This is a genomic window from Kushneria sp. AK178 (genome assembly GCF_053903105.1).
Map to the genome: position 1 here is coordinate 695015 of NZ_CP096381.1, position 17489 is coordinate 712503.

At 62.0% G+C, this 17489-nt stretch carries 16 protein-coding genes; 8 read left to right on the forward strand and 8 right to left on the reverse strand.

Annotated features, from left to right (window positions below; genetic code table 11):
* The first annotated feature begins 145 nt into the window (after positions 1 to 145).
* The 3 genes from M1D97_RS03145 (at position 146) to dctP (ending at position 3126) form a co-directional block, all read left to right on the forward strand.
* On the forward strand, positions 146 to 400 hold the full coding sequence (locus M1D97_RS03145) for a hypothetical protein (RefSeq protein WP_456269301.1): 255 nt from the start codon (positions 146 to 148) through the stop codon (positions 398 to 400).
* Positions 397 to 1854: a sodium:solute symporter family protein gene (locus M1D97_RS03150; protein ID WP_456269302.1), complete on the forward strand. Its 1458-nt coding sequence runs from the start codon at positions 397 to 399 to the stop codon at positions 1852 to 1854. The genes M1D97_RS03145 and M1D97_RS03150 overlap by 4 nt, the downstream gene beginning before the upstream one ends.
* 219 nt (positions 1855 to 2073) lie before the next feature.
* Complete coding sequence (gene dctP, locus M1D97_RS03155; protein WP_456269303.1) at positions 2074 to 3126, forward strand: TRAP transporter substrate-binding protein DctP; 1053 nt, start codon at positions 2074 to 2076, stop codon at positions 3124 to 3126.
* A gap of 76 nt (positions 3127 to 3202) precedes the next feature.
* Here the strand turns inward: dctP and M1D97_RS03160 are convergent, their stop codons facing one another.
* From M1D97_RS03160 to M1D97_RS03185, 6 genes are all read right to left on the reverse strand, one after another.
* Positions 3203 to 4486 (reverse strand): TRAP transporter large permease, encoded by a 1284-nt coding sequence (locus M1D97_RS03160; protein WP_456269304.1) that lies wholly within the window; start codon positions 4484 to 4486, stop codon positions 3203 to 3205.
* Between the two features lie 61 nt (positions 4487 to 4547).
* Positions 4548 to 5168, reverse strand: coding sequence for a TRAP transporter small permease (locus M1D97_RS03165; protein ID WP_456269305.1), 621 nt, complete (start codon positions 5166 to 5168; stop codon positions 4548 to 4550).
* A gap of 420 nt (positions 5169 to 5588) precedes the next feature.
* Positions 5589 to 7250 carry a Na+/H+ antiporter gene (locus M1D97_RS03170; protein ID WP_456269306.1) on the reverse strand — a complete coding sequence of 554 codons (1662 nt, stop codon included), beginning with the start codon at positions 7248 to 7250 and terminating at the stop codon, positions 5589 to 5591.
* 212 nt (positions 7251 to 7462) lie between these two features.
* Positions 7463 to 8023, reverse strand: a complete 561-nt coding sequence (locus tag M1D97_RS03175; RefSeq protein WP_456269307.1) for a type 1 glutamine amidotransferase domain-containing protein — start codon at positions 8021 to 8023, stop codon at positions 7463 to 7465.
* 50 nt (positions 8024 to 8073) lie between these two features.
* Positions 8074 to 8637 carry a type 1 glutamine amidotransferase domain-containing protein gene (locus M1D97_RS03180; RefSeq protein ID WP_456269308.1) on the reverse strand — a complete coding sequence of 188 codons (564 nt, stop codon included), beginning with the start codon at positions 8635 to 8637 and terminating at the stop codon, positions 8074 to 8076.
* A gap of 116 nt (positions 8638 to 8753) precedes the next feature.
* The gene (locus M1D97_RS03185; RefSeq protein ID WP_456269309.1) at positions 8754 to 9749 is read right to left on the reverse strand and encodes an aldo/keto reductase; all 996 of its coding nucleotides are present in this window, start codon (positions 9747 to 9749) and stop codon (positions 8754 to 8756) included.
* A 223-nt stretch (positions 9750 to 9972) separates the two neighbouring features.
* Between M1D97_RS03185 and rmuC the strand changes: the two genes are divergently transcribed.
* Positions 9973 to 11439: a DNA recombination protein RmuC gene (rmuC, locus tag M1D97_RS03190; RefSeq protein ID WP_456269310.1), complete on the forward strand. Its 1467-nt coding sequence runs from the start codon at positions 9973 to 9975 to the stop codon at positions 11437 to 11439.
* Between the two features lie 24 nt (positions 11440 to 11463).
* Here rmuC and M1D97_RS03195 read toward each other — a convergent pair whose 3' ends face one another.
* The gene (locus M1D97_RS03195; protein WP_456269311.1) at positions 11464 to 12597 is read right to left on the reverse strand and encodes a glycerate kinase; all 1134 of its coding nucleotides are present in this window, start codon (positions 12595 to 12597) and stop codon (positions 11464 to 11466) included.
* Between the two features lie 448 nt (positions 12598 to 13045).
* Here M1D97_RS03195 and M1D97_RS03200 point away from each other — a divergent pair, with 448 nt between their 5' ends.
* On the forward strand, positions 13046 to 13603 hold the full coding sequence (locus tag M1D97_RS03200) for a hypothetical protein (RefSeq protein WP_456269312.1): 558 nt from the start codon (positions 13046 to 13048) through the stop codon (positions 13601 to 13603).
* A complete protein-coding gene (locus tag M1D97_RS03205) occupies positions 13600 to 14022 on the forward strand; it encodes a hypothetical protein (RefSeq protein ID WP_456269313.1) in 423 nt (140 codons plus the stop codon). The genes M1D97_RS03200 and M1D97_RS03205 overlap by 4 nt, the downstream gene beginning before the upstream one ends.
* Positions 14023 to 14034: 12 nt before the next feature.
* On the opposite strand, the gene M1D97_RS03210 is transcribed toward M1D97_RS03205, so the two are convergent.
* Positions 14035 to 14454: an HIT domain-containing protein gene (locus M1D97_RS03210; protein WP_456269314.1), complete on the reverse strand. Its 420-nt coding sequence runs from the start codon at positions 14452 to 14454 to the stop codon at positions 14035 to 14037.
* Between the two features lie 170 nt (positions 14455 to 14624).
* On the opposite strand from M1D97_RS03210, the gene M1D97_RS03215 reads away from it, so the two are divergent.
* Positions 14625 to 14756, forward strand: a complete 132-nt coding sequence (locus M1D97_RS03215) for an entericidin A/B family lipoprotein (RefSeq protein WP_456269315.1) — start codon at positions 14625 to 14627, stop codon at positions 14754 to 14756.
* Between the two features lie 431 nt (positions 14757 to 15187).
* A complete protein-coding gene (locus M1D97_RS03220; protein WP_456269316.1) occupies positions 15188 to 17374 on the forward strand; it encodes a TonB-dependent siderophore receptor in 2187 nt (728 codons plus the stop codon).
* Positions 17375 to 17489: the final 115 nt, after the last annotated feature.

The window sequence follows — 17489 nt, forward strand, 5'->3', positions numbered from 1 at the left end:
ATTGTTACATGCTGTGGCATCACACTGTTATCCTTTGCCTCCTTTCGGGTTGACATGACTCGCCTTCACGGGCATCACATCAGGACAGGATATGGCTGACAATGATATCGGCCCGGGCGCACAAAAGTTGCGCTCCCGGATCATCATGCCCCGCAGTTGTCGCGCGCGCGGGCTGCTGGTGGCATTCATGCTGCTGCTGGCGGCCGGCTGCTGGCCGGTCATCACGATATTCAATCGGCCCGTGGTCGTCGCCGGCCTGCCGCTGATGGCGCTGTGGAGCTATGTCATCGTGTTTTCAAGCGTGGCGCTCATGGCGCTGGCCAACCGACTGCCCAGAGACGACAGCGATCCCATGGAAACCGGGCATTATCAGGCATCAGAGGAGTCCCGGAAACCATGACGGGCATGATACCCCTGTGGCTGGCCCTTTTATATATAGCACTGGCGCTGGGGCTTGGCATCCGTGCGCGACGCGGACATGCCATGACGGCGCTGGAACAGTGGGGTGTGGCCGGGCGCAGCATGAACGCCATGGTGCTCTATCTGCTGATCGGTGCCGGCAGCGTCAGCGCCTACACCTTCATGGGCGCGCCGGGCTGGGCGTTCTCGCGTGGTGTGGCGGTCTTTTATGTCGTGATCTATCTCTCCTATCTGGCCGTGGTGGCCTGGTATTTCGGCCCGAAGGTGTGGACGCTGGGCGCGCGCTTTGGCCATGTCACTCAGGCCAGCGCCATTCGCGACCGGTTTGAAAGCACCGCACTCGGGGCGCTGGCGGCTTTGGTCATGGCCATCGGTACGCTGGCCTACGCCGTGCTGCAGACCATGGGGGCGGCCTATATTTTGAGCGTCATGAGCAATGGGCTCCTCCCGATATGGGCCGGGGTGTTGCTGGTGCTCGGCGTCATGGGCACCTATCTCTACATCAGCGGCCAGCGGGCGATCGGCATGACCAATGCCTTTCAGGGCGGGCTCATGCTGTTCGTGGCCTGGCTGGTGGGGATCTGGGCGGTGCACGATTTCACCGGTAGCTGGACCACCGGGGCGCTTTTCGAGCGTCTGGCCGCCGAGCGACCCGAATTCATGACCCTGCCGGGCGCCAGCGGCAACATGAGTTTTGCCTTCTGGACCACCTCGATCATCGTGTCGATGCTCTCCTTTCTGCCGCCGGTCTGGACGCAGTGGATGAGCGCGCGCTCGCGCGAGACCATCCGCCGCTCGGCGACCTGGCTGCCGACCTATTACGTGGTCATTCTGCCCATGGTGGTGGTCGGCTTTATCGGTATCTTTACGCTGCCGACACTGTCGCGAGCCGATACGGTGGCGCTCGAGATGGCGATGCAGACCATGCCGGTGTGGCTGACGGGGCTTCTGGGGGCGGGCACGCTGGCGGCGGCGATGTCCTCGTGCGAGCCCTTTATCCATTCGGTGGCGCTGTCGATCACGCGCGATGTTATTCAGCCGGCGCTGCGCCTGAAAGACGATGTTACCGCGCGGCTGGCACGCTGGATGCTCTTTCCCGTACTGGCGCTGGTGGCGGTGCTGGCGATCAGCGAGCCCGGCAATCTGGTGATGATTCTGCTGGTGGGGCTTGGGTTCGCCGCTCAGGTACTGCCGGCGTTCATTGGCATGTTCTTCTGGTTCGGCGCCACCCGCAGCGGCGTCATGGCGGGGCTGATGGTCGGGTTTGCGGTGACATTTGCCTTTACCGTTTTCTGGTCCAATCCGCTGGGCATTCATGCCGGCTTCTGGGGGCTCTTGGTCAATCTGCCACTGTTCGTCATGGTCTCGCGACGTACCCGTTTGGCGTCGGCGCAGACGCTGCAGCGCTTTTACGAGGTGGCGCGACAGTTTTGAGCGCACCGGAGCAACGTTGGCGGCGATGGCAGGGTCTGCTGCTGCACCTGCTGTCTTCAGGCATTGCTGAGTGGCGGGCGATCCATCAAGAGCCGTCAAAGGCTGTGATACAGTACGTTTTCCTGCGACAGATCGGTATCCACACCTGTTACTCGATTTGACAGGAGGATACCGCTGTCCTGTTCTGAAATCGGATAAACAACTATTAAAGGTATCCGTATGCAGATTCGTAGTGTTGTCACCGGCGTTTTCGCCCTCTCGATGATGGGCGCCGCAACTTCCGCACTCGCTGATACATGGCGTTTTGGTCTTGAGGAGACCGAAGGCAGTGTCCAGTACGCCTACGCCGAAGCCTTCAAGGAACTGATCGAAGAAAAAAGTGACGGTGATATCACCGTTCAGATCCTGCCCTACGGGGTCTGGGGGTCCAACTATTCGGCGCTGTACGATGCGCTGCAAAGCGGTGCCATTCCCGTCTCCTTCGGCTCGGGGTTTCTGGGCGGCACGGTGCCCGAAAGTCAGCTGATGAGCCTCAACTACGTCATGCCCAATGACCAGCTGGAAACGGCGGAAATTCTCAATTCCGATGCGTTCATGCAAAGCGAGGCGTGGCAGCAGTCGTTTCGCAGCCGCGGACTGGTCCCGCTGGCCGCCGTGCCCGAAGGGTTTCAGGTATGGACCGCCAACAGGGAAATTCGCACGCCCGAGGACATGAACGGCCTGCAGATTCGCGTCATGGACAACAGTTTGCTGCGCGCCACCTATCAGGCCTATGGCGCCGCGCCCATTACCATTGCCTACGGTGAGCTCTACAGCGCGCTGCAGCAGGGGCAGGCCGAGGGCAACATCCAGCCCGTCTTTGCGCATGAAAACATGGGCTTTTATGAGGTGCAGGACTACATGATCTTTGCCGAGCAGGCGCAGTTCATCGGCAATCTGATCGCCAACCAGGAGTGGTACGAAGCGCTTCCCGACGATCAGCAGGAGGTGCTGCAATCGACGCTGGATGAGATGGTACAAAAGGGCCACGACATCCAGACGCAGTTCAACGCCGAGCGTCTCGAGACCATCAAGGACAACAGCGACATCAACATCATCCATCTCAACGGTGAGGAGCGCAGTCGCTTCCGTGAACTCGCCCGTCCGGTCCGTCAGGAGTATGTCGACATGGTCGGTGAGCGCGGCCAGCAGGCGCTGGATATTCTGCTCGAGCAGGTCGAGGCCAGCCGATCCGGTTCCAGCGACAGCGATGACAGCGGGCAGTCGTCCTGATCCGACCGGGCCAATGGCTTGAAAAAACGCCCGCAGACAGCGTCTGTGGGCGTTTTTTATGCCGTGTACTTCAGACTCAATCGCCGCCCAGCGAGGGCAGCAGCAGCGAGATCTGCGGGAAGGCAATCAGAATCAGCGTGGCCAGCAGCAAAATGACGATAAAGGGCGGTGTGCCGCGAATGACCTCCAGATAGGGGCGGCGAAAGACGGCGATGGCCGTAAAGATATCGCAGCCAAAGGGGGGCGTGGCCGAGCCGATGGCCGCCTGCAGGGTCACGATGACCCCGACGTGTACCGGATCCAGCCCGGTCGACTGCACCAGTGGCTTGAAGATGGGGACCAGAATCAGGATTACCACGATGGGGTCGACAAACATGCAGCCGATAAAGAAGGCCACGGCAATCAGAAGCAGGGCCAGAAACTGGCTGTCGCCGATGCCATCGATGATCGGTCCCAGAATCTGTTCGGGCACGCCGGCCGTAGCCAGTGCCTGGGAAAAGGCCGCGCCAATCGCCACCAGAATAAAGACCACGGCGGTAATCATGCCGGTCGAAAGGGCCAGACCACCAAGGTCGCGAATTTTGACCTGACGATAGATCACCACCTCCAGCAGCAGGGCATAGGCCACCGCCACGGCCGAGGCTTCCACGGCGCTGAAAAATCCCCCATAGATACCGCCGACCACCAGGATCGGGAAGCCCATCGGCAGGATCACGCGACGCAGGGCGCGTCCCCGCTCTCGCCATGAGGCCCTGGGATCCGGCGTAATGCCCTTCAGGCGCGAGTCGATCCAGCAGTAGAGCGAAAACATCACCATGATCAGCAGCCCCGGCAGAATGCCGGCCAGGAAAAGGTCGCCGATCGAGGTCTGCATCGCCACGCCGTAGATAATGAAACCGATGCTGGGCGGGATCAGCAGGGCGACGTCACTGGCATTGATGATCAGTGCCAGTGTGAAGGCATCGGAATAGCCCTTCTTGAGCAGGCGAGGGCGCATCGGCCCGCCCATGGCCACCACGGTCGCCTGGGTCGAGCCGGAAACGGCACCAAACAGGGCGCATGACGCGGCAGTGGTGATGGGCAGACCGCCGCGCAGATGACGGGTAAAGGCATCTACCACATCCAGCAGCCGATTGGCCGTATGGCCCTTGGTCAGGATATCGGCGGCAAAGATGAACATCGGCACGGCCGCCAGCACCCAGCTGCCGACCCCGTTGATCATCCAGCTGACCGCCTGATCCGGGCCAAAAAAGGTCATTCCGGTAAACATCATGTAAAGTGTGCCGGCCGCCAGAGGCACCATCATGGGAAACCCCAGCAGCAGCAGTACGAGCATGAGCACACCAAGCCCTGTCAGCATGATCCCTTCCCTCGCATTCTTGTCATCATGAATATGGTTGCAGGCACCCCGCGGGCGGTGATCAATCGCGTGCCGTATCGGCGCTTTTGGCGTCACTGTCCGGCAGCGGCGCCTCGTTGTAGTCCTCCCTTTCCGTAAGAGAGCGCCAGATGCCGGGGCTTGTCAGGTTACGAACGAGGGTCAGGACATACTGAATACCGGCGAGCGCAAAACCGATGGGCAGGGCAAGATAAACGATCCAGAGCGGCATCTGCAGCGAGGCACTGGTACGGCCGCGGTCATGGATGGTGATGACATACTCGATGGACTTGTAGCTGAAATAGAACATCAAAAGCGCCGTCCCCAGACAGATCAGCATCAGCAGTGCCTTGCGGCGCTGACCGCTGAGCTGTTCATAAAATGCCGACATGCTGATATGGCGGGCATGACGCGCGGCGTAGCCCACCCCGGCAAAGGTGATGATCACAATCAGCATCTCGGTCATTTCATACGTCCCGGTGATGCCCTGGCCAAAAACAATGTTGCCCACGACATGGGCACTCATCAAAAGCGCCATGACGAGAATGCTGCCGGCAACAATGATGCGTTCGATCAGGCCCAGTCCGCGATCCAGTTGCAGCAGGACGCGCAACAGTGCGCTTGAGGGGTGATCCTCACCCCGTGAGGCAGAAGTCCGGCCCATGAGCTTTTATCCTTGTTGTGAAGAGCACATCACAGACAATACAGCCTTGCCTCTTTATAACAAGAGGCAGGCGGGTGTCATTGGCATGGTTCGGCCTGCCCATCGACCACCGGGAATATTCTGCTCATGGCAGTGGGTTTGACGCCCGGCGTTTAAACCGGCACTGCAACGGCTTCATGAGGTGGTGCGATCATTTTGAAAATACGGGATCAATGCCTGAAGAGGTGGCGATGGTGATGTCTGCTGCCAGGCATGACGCTACTGGTAGGCTGTTCGCCATGGGCCCCGGCGCCGGAGCCTGCAGTGCGATCATGGTGGCACTGGACCCGCACTGCCTTGGCTCCTGCGCCGGCCGGGACCGGTGCTCGATGACATTGTCACCTTCGTGCCCGCGTCCCGCGCCGGAATGGAGGCCGGGGGTCAGCGTCTGGGGCGTGAGGTGAGCGCCATTTCGACCAGGTCCAGCTCGCGTACCAGCCGACGCAGGGTGTCGTCATCGATGTTGTGCGCGGCGCGCAGACGGTAGTACTCGCGCCGCTCGGCGCGCAGGGCTGCCAGACGCATCTCGCGGGAGAATTGCTGATCGAGCTCGTGGCGCTCGGAGCTGGAGTGACGGTCGTCGATGGTCATCAGGCTGCGGTAGTAGCTGATTAATCGGGCACTGGTGTCGGTCAGTATCGAACGCTCGAGCTCTGAGTCGCGCGTCGTTTCGGCCTCCTTGTGCCAGGTCTCGATCGCTTCGATGGCAGCGCTGGAGGCGGCGTGACGCGCTGCCCGGACCTCCTCGTCGCGCCAGCTGTCATCGGGCTTGTCCATGCGGCGCAGCAGCAGGGGCAGGGCGATACTGCCCACCAGCAGGGTGAAGAGAATGACACCGGTGGCCAGAAAGATGACCAGCTCCCGTCCCGGAAATGGCTCGCCGCCGGGCAGCGTCAGCGGTAGCGACAGTGCCGCGGCCAGCGTAATGGTGCCGCGGATGCCGGCCAGAGTGCCCACGGCCATGATGCCGCTGGACAGGGGCACATGCGCCGTTCGCCGCCGCCGTGACGAGAGTCTCGAGAGATAGACCGCCCCCATGATCCAGAAAAAACGCAGCAGCATCAGCGCCAGCGAGATCACGATCACATAAAATACCAGCTCGGTCAGACTGAAACTGCGAACGTCGTTGAGAGAGGACTGGATCGCCCCGCCGATGATGTCGGGCAGCTGCAGACCCAGCAGCAGAAACACCATCGCATTGAGCAGAAAGGTCAGCACCTCCCAGAACTGGTTCATCTGCATGCGCGTGCGGGTCTGGGCGTAACGCTTGAGCTCGGTACGGTTGATGGTCACACCGGCCGCCACGGCCGCCATGATGCCCGAGCCGTCGAAGTGCTCGGCGACCAGATAGGCGGCAAAGGGGATCATCAGCATGACCAGCAGGATTTCGGTCGAGGATTCGGTACCGCGCTTGTCGATCAGCTTGCGGCGGATGGTCGAAAAGAGGAAGGCGAGCGCAATGCCGACCGACAGGCCCACCAGGGTGATCAGGGTAAACTGCAGACTGACCTGACCGAAGGAGAAGGCCCCGGTCATGGCCGCGGCCACGGCAAACTTGAGCGACACCAGCGCCGAGGCGTCATTCATCAGCGACTCGCCCTCGAGAATATGCATCAACCGCGGCGGCACGCCCAGCTTGCCCGAAATGGCCGATACCGCCACGGCATCGGTCGGCGAGAGAATGGCCGCCAGTGCAAAGCAGACGGCCAGCGGCAGATTGGGCAGCAGCCAGTGGATCAGAAAGCCGGCGCCCACCACGGTAAACAGCACCAGCCCCACGGCCAGGGCAATGATGGGATGGCGCAGCGACATCAGCTCTCGCTGGGGGAACTGCCAGGCATCGGCAAACAGCAGCGGCGGCACGAACAGCAGCATGAAGGTCTGGGGTTCCAGATTGATATCCAGCGGCGTGTTCAGCAAGGCCAGTATCGCGCCGATGGCAATCTGCAGAATGGGCAGGGGAATACGGGGCATGAAACGGGCCAGTATGCCGCTGCCGGCCGCGACCAGAATCAGTGATAAGGCCAATAACACTGTATGCATCAATGACGTCCTGTCATGCTTTGCCTGTTCCTTTGAGGCGTTTCAAAAAAAATGGTTGCAGCCGCTTCCACATGAAAGGGGCGTGTCGTCCGGGGGCGTCATGCCCTGTACCGAAACGATCAGGGCGGCATCTGCCCAACAAAAAACCGGCATCTCGCAGGAGATGCCGGTAGAGCCTTCAGCGACGGCAGGTCGCACGCAATGAATCGATATCAGGCGTGCTGCTTGCGGTGACGCCCTTCCTTGATCTCTTCGATCAACTTGTTGTTGAAGGCATTGAGATCCTGCGGCGTGCGGCTGGTGACCAGGGCGCTGTCGCAGACCACTTCGCTGTCTTCCCACTGGGCGCCGGCGTTTTTCAGATCCTGCGCAATGGTCGGCACGGACGTCAGGCGACGGCCATCCACCACTTCGGCGTTGATCAGGATCCAGGGCGCATGGCAGATCGCGCCGACCGGCTTGCCGGCCTTGAAGAAGTCGCGCACAAAGCTCAGCGCCTTCTCATCGGTACGCAGCGTGTCCGGATTGAAGTGGCCGCCCGGCAGCATCAGCGCGTCATAGTCATCGGCGCTGACCTCTTCGAGCACCTTGTCGACCGGATACTCATCGCCCCAGTCGGTTTCCGCCCAGGCCATGATGCCGTGCTTTTTGGGCGAGACCACGTGGACCTCGATGCTCTGGGCTTCCAGCGCCTTTTTCGGCGAGGCAAGCTCGGACTCTTCAAAACCGTCGGTGGCCAGAATGGCGACCTTCGTGCCTTTTAATTCGCTCATGTCAGAACGCTCCTTATCCTGGACATTGAATGGGGTCTATCGGGCGCGTCTTACGCGTGCTGCTTGCGATGACGGCCTTCGTGGATTTCCTCGATCATCTTGCTGCAGAAGGCATCCAGATCCTGCGGCAGGCGGCTGGTGACGAACGCGCTGTCGCAGACGACTTCGCTGTCTTCCCACTTCGCGCCGGCGTTTTCCAGATCCTTGCGCAGCGCCGGAACCGAGGTCATGCGGCGGCCATCGACCACGCCGGCGTTGATCAGCGTCCAGGCGGCGTGACAGATGGCACCGACCGGCTTGCCTTCCTCGAAAAAGCCGCGGGCAAAGGTCAGGGCCTTCTCGTTGGTGCGCAGGTTGTCGGGGTTGAGGACACCACCCGGCAGGACCAGCGCCTGATAGTCATGCGAGCTGACTTCATCAAGGCTCTTGTCGACCGGATAGTCTTCGCCCCACTGGGTCTCGGCCCAGGCACGAATGGTGCCATGTGCGGGCGAGACAACGTGGACTTCGATGCCCTGTGCGGTCAGCGTGGCCTGCGGTACGGCCAGTTCCGACTCTTCGAAGCCGTCGGTGGCCATGATGGCAACGCGAACACCCATCAGATCCTGATTCATGTGCTTCCCCCATTCCTTTGGTGGTTCATGTGATAGCTGTCTTCCCATCCACCTGCGGCCGATGGGAAGGTCTTTCAAGAGGCGCTGTCCGCATCATGCCGACAGCGGCTCATGTTTCATGCCTCGTTTCTCGTCGGCGGCGCCATGAATTCCGGTCCCACCGGGTCGGTGATGCACTCCGACAGGATGGCATCAATGTCGCGCATGGCCTGATCGTTGAGCGACCAGCCCATCACTTCGTTGGCCGGGTCGAGCTGGTCCGGGCGACGGGCGCCCCACAGCGCGACCGAGACACCGGGCTGGTCGAGCAGCCAGCGCAGGGCCAGATGCAGGACGCGCTTGTCGTAATGCTCGCGGGCATAGGCGTCGAGTTTCTCGACGGCGCTGATGTACTGCTCGAAGCGCGGCGACTGGAACTTGGGATCATTGTTGCGCAGATCGTCGCCTTCAAAGCGGGTGTCACGATGCATCTTGCCGGAGAGCAGGCCGCGGCACAGGGCGCCGTAGGTCAGGGTGCCCACGCCGTCGTCACGAACGGCCGGCAGGATGTCGCGCTCGATGTCGCGCTCGAACAGGTTATAGGGCGGCTGCATGGTGGACAGCGGGCAGATCGCTTCGAAGGCGCGCATCTGTTCGATCGAGAAGTTGGACACGCCCACGGCGCGGATCTTGCCCGAGTCTTTCAGCTCCTTGAGCACTGTGGCGGCTTCCTCGACGTCCACGGTCGGGTCCGGCCAGTGCAGCTGATACAGATCGATGTAGTCGGTCTGCAGCCTTTTGAGGCTGTCGTTGATCTCCTGCTCGATGCGAGCGCGGCTGGCATCGCGGTAGGGGCCATCGTCGTTCCAGTTCAGACCGCACTTGGTCGCCAGCACCGCCTGATCGCGGATGCCGCCTTCCTTGAGTGCCTTGCCCACCAGACGCTCGGATTCGCCAAAGCCATAGACGGCAGCGGTATCGATACAGGTGATGCCGCGCTCCACGGCACTTTGAACGGTGGCGATCGACTGCTTTTCATCAGTGCCGCCCCATTTCCAGCCGCCAATGGCCCAGGTGCCCAGCGCAATGCGCGACGGCTTGAGGTCACTGTTGGGGAGCTGAATCGTTTCCATGTAAACAATACCTCCTTGAAACCTGATTCCTGAAACAGGGCCGGATCATCATTAGGCCGCTACGAAAATCGTCACTCAAGCGTAGACGTCGCCTCAGCATTGTGCATGCAGTACCTGCTAATCAAACCGATTGATCACCAGTGCGCCGGTGTCCGGCCTCGGGTAAGCTGGCACCCGACCGGTGCTGTCTGTCTCAAGCCGTCATGATTCGCTGGAAATGCCCATGAACACTGCCCTGTTGATCTCCCTGGTGGCGATGACCGCTGCCGTGGTCGTGGCCGTAGCCCTGTGGTGGCGCGTCCGCGGCCAGTGTGCGCTGGTGGCAACGCTTGAAGAAGAGAGTGAGCACCTGCGTGAGCAGGTCGGGGAGACCGAGCGCATGCTGGCCGAGCGTGAGGCGCTGCTCGAGCGGGAACAGACGCACACCCAGGAACTGCGAGCGCAGCTGACGCAGCGCGAGCACCGGCTGTCCGAGGTCAGCGACGCACTCTCGGATTATCGCGAGCGCACCACGCGCCTGGAGACCGAAAAGCAGCGCGACGCCGCTCACTTCGAGGAGCGTCTGAGCCTTTTGGGCAGCGCGCGCCAGGAACTGACCCACGAGTTCGAGCGCCTCGCCGGGCGCATCTTTGACGAGCGGCAACAGCAGTTCTCCCGCCAAGGCCAGGAGAGCGTCAGCGCCCTGATGGCGCCAGTGCGCGAGCAGATCGAACAGTTTCGGGCGCGCCTTGAAACCCTCCACGGCGAGCAGCAGCACAGCCGTACCCAGCTCACCACCCAGCTGGAGTATCTGGCCGGGCTCAACCGTCAGATGAGCGAGGATGCCAGCAACCTGACCCGGGCGCTCAAGGGCGACAACAAGTCGCAGGGCAACTGGGGTGAGCTGATTCTGGAACGGGTACTGGAACGCTCCGGATTGCGGCCTGGCATCGAGTACGAACGCGAGGTGGTGCTGACCCACGACCAGGGGCGCTCCCGTCCGGACGCCGTGATTTATCTACCCGAATCGCGTCATCTGATCATCGACGCCAAGGTATCGCTCACGGCCTGGGGCGAGGTAGTGGCCGCCGACAGTGACGCCGTCCGTGATCAGGCCATGCGCCGTCATCTGCGCTCGGTGCGCAGTCACATCGAAACGCTGTCCGACAAGGGCTATGCGCGTCTGCCGGGACTTAATGCTCCGGACATGGTGTTTCTGTTCATGCCCATCGAACCCGCCTTTGCGGCCGTGTTCGAGCACGATGACCGGCTCTTCCATGAGGCCTTTGATCGCCACGTCGTGCTGGTCACACCCTCCACGCTGCTGGCCAGTCTGCGCACGGTGGCCGGGCTGTGGCGGCTGGAGCGCCAGAACGACAACGCCCGCGACATCGTTGCGCGTGCCGAGAAGCTGCTGGAAAAGTGCCACGGCTTCGTGACCAGCATGGAGGAAGTCGGCACGCAGCTCGAGCGTGCCACCAGCAGCCATCGCCAGGCGATGAACCGCCTGCGCGACGGGCAGGGCAGCCTGATCGCCCAGGCCGGACGGCTCAATGCGCTGGGGGTGCGCAACCGCAAGGCCTGGCCGGAAAGCGTCCGTGAGAGCGCCCGGCGCGGGCGCGAGGCGCAGGAGGCACACCGGGACGAGCATCACGCTCCGTTTGCACCATCAGACGAGACACCCGGGACGCTGCGTTTCGACGAGGAGTGAGTCTGATCCGTATCGTTTGCCTGTTCAGCGCCCGTGCTGGAACAGGCGAACGATCGAGGCGCTGCGGGCACTCAGCAGTTCCGGAGCGCGCTCGAGCGCTTCCTCCAGTGCCATCGGGCCATCCGCCAGTGCAAAGGCGGCGGTGACGCCTTCATCGAGAGCCTGCTCCCAGCCGCTGTCCAGCTTGCCGGCCAGCACCACACAGGGCACGCCGTGACGGTGGGCAGCCCGCGACACGCCGATCGGCGTCTTGCCGGACAGGCTCTGACCGTCCAGCCGCCCCTCGCCGGTGATGACCAGATCGGCGCGCTCCAGCGCCTGCTCGAAATCGACCTGTTCCATGACCAGCTCGATGCCCGGGCGCAGCGTGGCGCCTGAAAAGGCCAGCGCGGCGAAGCCCATGCCGCCGGCCGCGCCTGCGCCGGGCGTGTCGCGATGGTCCTGTCCGATATCCTGAGCTGTCACTTCGGCCAGTTGCGCCAGCGCCTGATCAAGCTGGTCAACCTGCGCCCGGGTGGCGCCCTTTTGCGGGCCGAAAATGGCACTGGCGCCCTGGTCGCCGCACAGTGGGTTGTTGACATCCACCGCCGCCTCGACCGTGAGCCCTTCAAGGCGCGGATCGAGTCCGGAGAGATCGATGCGGGCAAGCCGGGACAGCGCCGCGCCGCCGGGCTCGAGGGGCCGATCGCTGTCGTCCAGAAAGCGCACACCCAGCGCGCTCATCATGCCGGCGCCGCCGTCATTGGTGGCGCTGCCGCCCAGGGTGAGGATCAGATGCTCGGCGCCTTCTTCCAGCGCCGCGTGGATCAGCTCGCCCACCCCGCGCGTGGTGGTATGCAGGGCGTCACGCTCCTCGGTGGCGAGATGCTGCAGACCGCTGGCCTCGGCCAGCTCGACAATGGCGGTGCGGCGGCTGGCGATCCAGCCCCACTGCGCCGTGCGTGGGCGGTTCAGGGCATCGTGAACCTCGAGGCTGCGCGCTTCGGCGCCACTGGCGGTCAACAGCGCTTCCAGCGTGCCTTCGCCGCCATCGCCCAGCGGGCACAGGGTCCACTCGGCATCGGGAGCGGCCTGACGCACGCCCTCGGCGATAGCGTTCGCGGCGTCAGTGGCGCCCAGAGCATCCTTGAAGCTATCGGGGGCGATCAGAATGTGCATGCAGACTCTCCGGCAGGGACTGTAACTCCCGAGCATAGCCCGGCAGGCGTTACGGCGGCCAATGGCGTGCCTCAGGGGGATGCAAAAGCACGGCATGGCGATGAAGCCGCACGTCAGGGACCAGCTTGCTTCTCCCGCCGATTTGCTCCATGGCAATCTCGTGCAAAATGACGGGACCTGCTGTCTGCGCGGCGAGTCGGTCAGCGTTGGCAGACGCGTTTTCCAGCCGGCTCAACGCTTCGGTGACAGTCCTGTGGATGGCCCCATTGCCGCCAGAACCCGCGGCAGCGCCGTGCCTGCCCTGGTTGCCTATCCTGTCGGCCCGCGTCACGCAGACATTGCAGGCCTTTCGTATCCCCTCTAATGTCTCACTGAAAGGGCAGCGGTTCGGCGCCTTTCTCCCATGGGATCACTCTCGGGTGTCAGGGATACTGCACAGGGGCGCGCCATGTCATCCATTCGACGGCTTGTGAAACCGACGCTGCTGAGCCTGGCGCTGGCAGGCTGTACGTCGCTGCCTTCGACGCAGCCGCTGGACGCCAGCGACCGGGCCGTACCGGCGTCGTGCTACGCCGAATACGGCGGGACGCGTCTGGCTCAGGTCCGCGCCATTGCCGGTGCGCTCGAGGCGCAGGACTACGAGATTCGTGCCAGCGACGTCGAGCTGGGGCTGGTCAGCGCCGAGCGCGTCCGACGTCAGCCCGGGCTGGGCGCAACCCGCCACTGGCGCGGCACCAGCATGGGATGGTTCGGCAATCGTCGTCGCGGCGTGATGCTGGGCGGCGGGCTCGGCGACCCCTTCGACGTGTTTCGCGCCGATCCCTACAGCCTCGAGCGGGTCTCGGTCAGCGCTGATGGCCCGCGCTATCTGGCGGTGCGCAGCGTGATGACCGTCTCTCCCGACGGCTTTGTCATCGACGCCCGCCCGGGCTCGCCGGAGCCCTTTTGCCGTCAGACACATGCGGCCATCGAGCAGGCGCTGGCGCGTCCGGGAGAGACACCATGAGGGCAGTACACGGGGGTGCGCGGCGCTGGACAGGACGCGGGATCACCATGGCCGTGCTGCTGATGATGCTGGCCGGCTGTGCCACCACGTCCTCACTGCCCCCGCCCGAGCGGCTCGAGCACTTCCGGGCACCGCCCGAGCAGGTCATACAGGCCACCATGGCGGCGCTTGCCGAGCGCGGCTTCGTGATTGTCTACGGCGATCACGCCCTGGGCGATATCCGCGCCACCTACGCCGCCCGCCCCGAATGGCGGGTCGAGGCGCACGTGGATGACGACCCGCGCGGCAGTGCGCTGCGGCTCAGAGCCTGGCAGGGCAGGGCGGCACTGGGCGTGGGCGCCCTTGATCGGCTGACCACATCCATTGCCGAGCGACTCGGAGAGGGACCATTGTCGGGCGCGGGTGTCGTGGCCCCCTGAGCGGTTACGTTCTCAGCCGGTTTTGATGCCGGCGGCAAACGCCTGCAGCAGCGCCAGGCGCGTCCGACGGCGCTCGTCATCCAGCGGCTGCGCCTGCCCGACGCCCCAGACCGGCCCGGGCCAGGCGGCATCCTCTCTGAATCGTGCGATCACATGCACATGAAGCTGCGGCACCATGTTGCCCAGTGCGCCGATATTCATCTTGTCGGCCCCGGTTTCGCGTTGAAGAAACTCACCAAGCCGGTCGACCTCCTGCCATAGCCGGGCGCGCTCGTGCCCGGGCAGTTCGAAGCTTTCACGAATGCTGTCGCGCTGCGGTATCAACAGCGCCCAGACAAAGCGGGCATCGTTCATCAGGCGCAGCTCGCAAAGCTCGAGCGAGGCGACCGGCAGGGTATCCGCAGCCAGTCTTTCATGTAGTGCAAAGGCCATGATGGCACTCCCGGAGCAGCAGAAGGGATATTCCCGTGGCATTGGAGGAGATCGCCACTGGAAATGCAAACCGGTTCAAAAAATGCCAGACTCCTGCCATGGAGTGCGATGGCAGATCCGGACCCGGCGCCATCGCATGCCATATATTCCCGTCAACAAGGAGCTGTTACATGAAAAAATGGACGAGCATGATGCTGATTGCCCTCTTTTCCGCAGCGGCACTGTCTGCCTGCAACACGGTCGGCGGTGCCGGTGAAGATATCGAGTCGGGCGGTGAGTCCATTCAGGACGCGGCCAACTGATATCGTGTTTTCGGGCAGGGGCGCAACGCCGCCTGCCCGTGTCACCAAACGCCCGGCTGCCACGCCCTCCATGATGCCCTCACGCTCCCTTTCAGCGCCCGCCCGGCCTCTTCCGACGACACCCGGCTTCTGATACCACGACCCTTTTTGATCCCGGCCGCCCGACATTCGTGCGTTTTCGAATAGACTCTGCGCCCGCGATCGACGGGCATGCGTGCCCGGCCTCAAATGATATGGATGTACACTTGATAATCCTTATCATTGGGCTTACTGTGATTTCGCTCGCATGCCTGAGCGCGGCCTTCAGCGCCAATCAAAAAAGATGGTAGTGATCCATAACAGTCAGGGGAACAGTCATGAGTCGAACGGGGAAGTTCGGTCCCGGTGCAGGGGAAGTACGCTATCTGAGCTCGCTTCTGGCCGGAGCGGTATTGTTGCCGGTCGCCGGTGGCGTCTGGGCCGCCGAGCAGCAAAGCGGTGACGCGGCGGAGACCACCACGGTCACCACAACCACCACGGCTGCGGCGTCCGGCGGCGATGGCTCACGCCTGGACACCATTACCGTGGAAGGCAACCGGCTCTATGACATGCTCCCCTCCGAGCAGACCGGCGGCTACGGCGTGGATGCCGCCACCGTCGGCACCAAAACCCCGGCCGCCCTGCGCGATATCCCGCAGTCGATCAGCGTGGTGACCCGCGAGGCGATCGAGGATCAGAACTTCGATACGCTTGATCAGCTGGCCAAACGCACGCCGGGCATGCGCGTGCTCTCCAACGATAGCGGCCGGTCGTCGATCTATGCCCGCGGCTACGAATATGATGAATACAACATCGATGGCCTGCCAGCGCCCATGGCCAGCATTAATGGCACGGTGCCCAACCTGTCGGCGTTTGATCGCGTCGAGATCATGCGCGGGCCGTCCGGGCTCTTTAACAGCACCAGCGAAATGGGCGGTATCGTCAATCTGGTGCGCAAGCGCCCGACCCACGATTTCCAGGGCCACGTGACCGGGCGCTATGGCAGCTGGGATCAAAATTATGTAGAAACGGATCTTTCGGGGCCGATCAATGCCGATGGCAGCGTGCGGGGCCGGCTGGTCATCGACAACAGTGATACCAACGGCTTTGTCGATCACAACGACAATACCAATCAGACCTTTTATGGTGCGCTGGATGTTGATCTGGACGAAGACACCATGCTGTCGCTGGCTTATCTTCGGCAGCACAAGGACATTACTGTCAATAACGGCCTTCCGACCGATGCAGATGGGAATTTGCTGGATGTCACACGCTCTACTTTTGCAGGGGCGGACTGGAACAGTTTTGAAATGCAAAGCAATGACTACATTGCCGAGCTGACGCATCAGTTTGATAACGGTGGTTATGGCCGATTTGCCGCACGTTATTCTACCAGGCAGGCTAACTACAATTATGTGTTTGGTGGTACTGGTGTTGAGGCAAATGGAGGTTTTGACGCCAGAGGCACAGGCGGCGATGTAGATCAGCAATCACTCTCCATGGACGCCAGCTACAGTCAGCCCTTTGATGCACTGGGTAATGTTAGTGAGTTCGTGGTCGGCACCGATTACAAGCGTTACGAAACAGACACGGTTCGAAGCTCAGTGGCTGCAAGAGGCGGTCCGGATAATACTTATTTCAATGATGGTTTGGGAGACGGGCCCACTTCATTTGATGGCATTAGAAATATTACCGAGATCGATTTTCTTGCTCCCGACAGGTCTGGTGCCCGAATTTCAGATCAGCGCGAAACGCTTGAAGAGTATGGCCTCTATTCCAAGCTGACCTTCCGGCCGATTCAGGACCTGGCTCTGATCGGCGGCGCTCGTTTGAGTTCCTATCAGGCTCGCGTCACTGACCATGGCAACAACGATGCCGTCAGTAGTCGCAGCGACGACAGCAAGTTAACGCCTTATGGCGGTCTGGTTTACGATCTGGATCGTCACCACTCGCTGTATGCCAGCTACTCCGAAGTGTTCAAGCCACAAACGCAGACGGATGCCAATAACGATCTGCTCAAGGCGCGTGAGGGCACGCAGTATGAAGTGGGCATCAAAGGCAGCTATTTTAACGGTGACCTCAATGCTCGCATGAGCGCCTTCCGCCTGTACGATGAAAACTACGCGGCCGGCGTTACCGGACAAAACTATAACGCTGATACCGGCAAGCGGCGCATCCAGGGCGCCGAGCTTGAGCTGACCGGCAGCATTACCGATCAGTGGGACGTGATTGCCGGCTATACCTATCTGGACACTGAGGTGAAAGACGGCGACGAAGAAGCTACTTTCCTGCTGATGCCGCACAATATGGTCAATCTGTGGACCCAGTATGGCTTTGAGGGCGGGGCGCTGGACGGTTTCCACATCGGCGGTGGCGTCACGGCAATGGATGGCTTTCATTCCAGTCAGGGCGTTGAGGCGCCGGGGTATGCAGTGGTCGATGCCATGGTCGGTTACGACTTCACGCCGAGCCTGTCGGGTCAGCTCAATTTCAACAACATCCTCGACAAGAAGTACTATGAGCGTGTGGGCAGCACTGGAACCTTCAACATGTACGGCGCGCCGTCGAACGTGGTGGCCTCACTGCGCTACGACCTGTGATCTCATCGGCGCCGGCCCTGTCGGCGCCGTTTTTAATACTTCCAAGCGCTTGCGAGACACTAAAAACCCGGCTCATGGCCGGGTTCTTTAATGCTTATCAACAGGTTTGAATGTC

Coding starts and splice junctions, on each gene's coding strand:
- M1D97_RS03145 (WP_456269301.1), top strand. CDS start 146: ATGCCCCGCAGTTGTCGCGCGCGCGGGCTGCTGGTGGCATTCATGCTG.
- M1D97_RS03150 (WP_456269302.1), top strand. CDS start 397: ATGACGGGCATGATACCCCTGTGGCTGGCCCTTTTATATATAGCACTG.
- dctP (WP_456269303.1), top strand. CDS start 2,074: ATGCAGATTCGTAGTGTTGTCACCGGCGTTTTCGCCCTCTCGATGATG.
- M1D97_RS03160 (WP_456269304.1), bottom strand. CDS start 4,486: ATGCTGACAGGGCTTGGTGTGCTCATGCTCGTACTGCTGCTGCTGGGG.
- M1D97_RS03165 (WP_456269305.1), bottom strand. CDS start 5,168: ATGGGCCGGACTTCTGCCTCACGGGGTGAGGATCACCCCTCAAGCGCA.
- M1D97_RS03170 (WP_456269306.1), bottom strand. CDS start 7,250: ATGCATACAGTGTTATTGGCCTTATCACTGATTCTGGTCGCGGCCGGC.
- M1D97_RS03175 (WP_456269307.1), bottom strand. CDS start 8,023: ATGAGCGAATTAAAAGGCACGAAGGTCGCCATTCTGGCCACCGACGGT.
- M1D97_RS03180 (WP_456269308.1), bottom strand. CDS start 8,637: ATGAATCAGGATCTGATGGGTGTTCGCGTTGCCATCATGGCCACCGAC.
- M1D97_RS03185 (WP_456269309.1), bottom strand. CDS start 9,749: ATGGAAACGATTCAGCTCCCCAACAGTGACCTCAAGCCGTCGCGCATT.
- rmuC (WP_456269310.1), top strand. CDS start 9,973: ATGAACACTGCCCTGTTGATCTCCCTGGTGGCGATGACCGCTGCCGTG.
- M1D97_RS03195 (WP_456269311.1), bottom strand. CDS start 12,597: ATGCACATTCTGATCGCCCCCGATAGCTTCAAGGATGCTCTGGGCGCC.
- M1D97_RS03200 (WP_456269312.1), top strand. CDS start 13,046: ATGTCATCCATTCGACGGCTTGTGAAACCGACGCTGCTGAGCCTGGCG.
- M1D97_RS03205 (WP_456269313.1), top strand. CDS start 13,600: ATGAGGGCAGTACACGGGGGTGCGCGGCGCTGGACAGGACGCGGGATC.
- M1D97_RS03210 (WP_456269314.1), bottom strand. CDS start 14,454: ATGGCCTTTGCACTACATGAAAGACTGGCTGCGGATACCCTGCCGGTC.
- M1D97_RS03215 (WP_456269315.1), top strand. CDS start 14,625: ATGAAAAAATGGACGAGCATGATGCTGATTGCCCTCTTTTCCGCAGCG.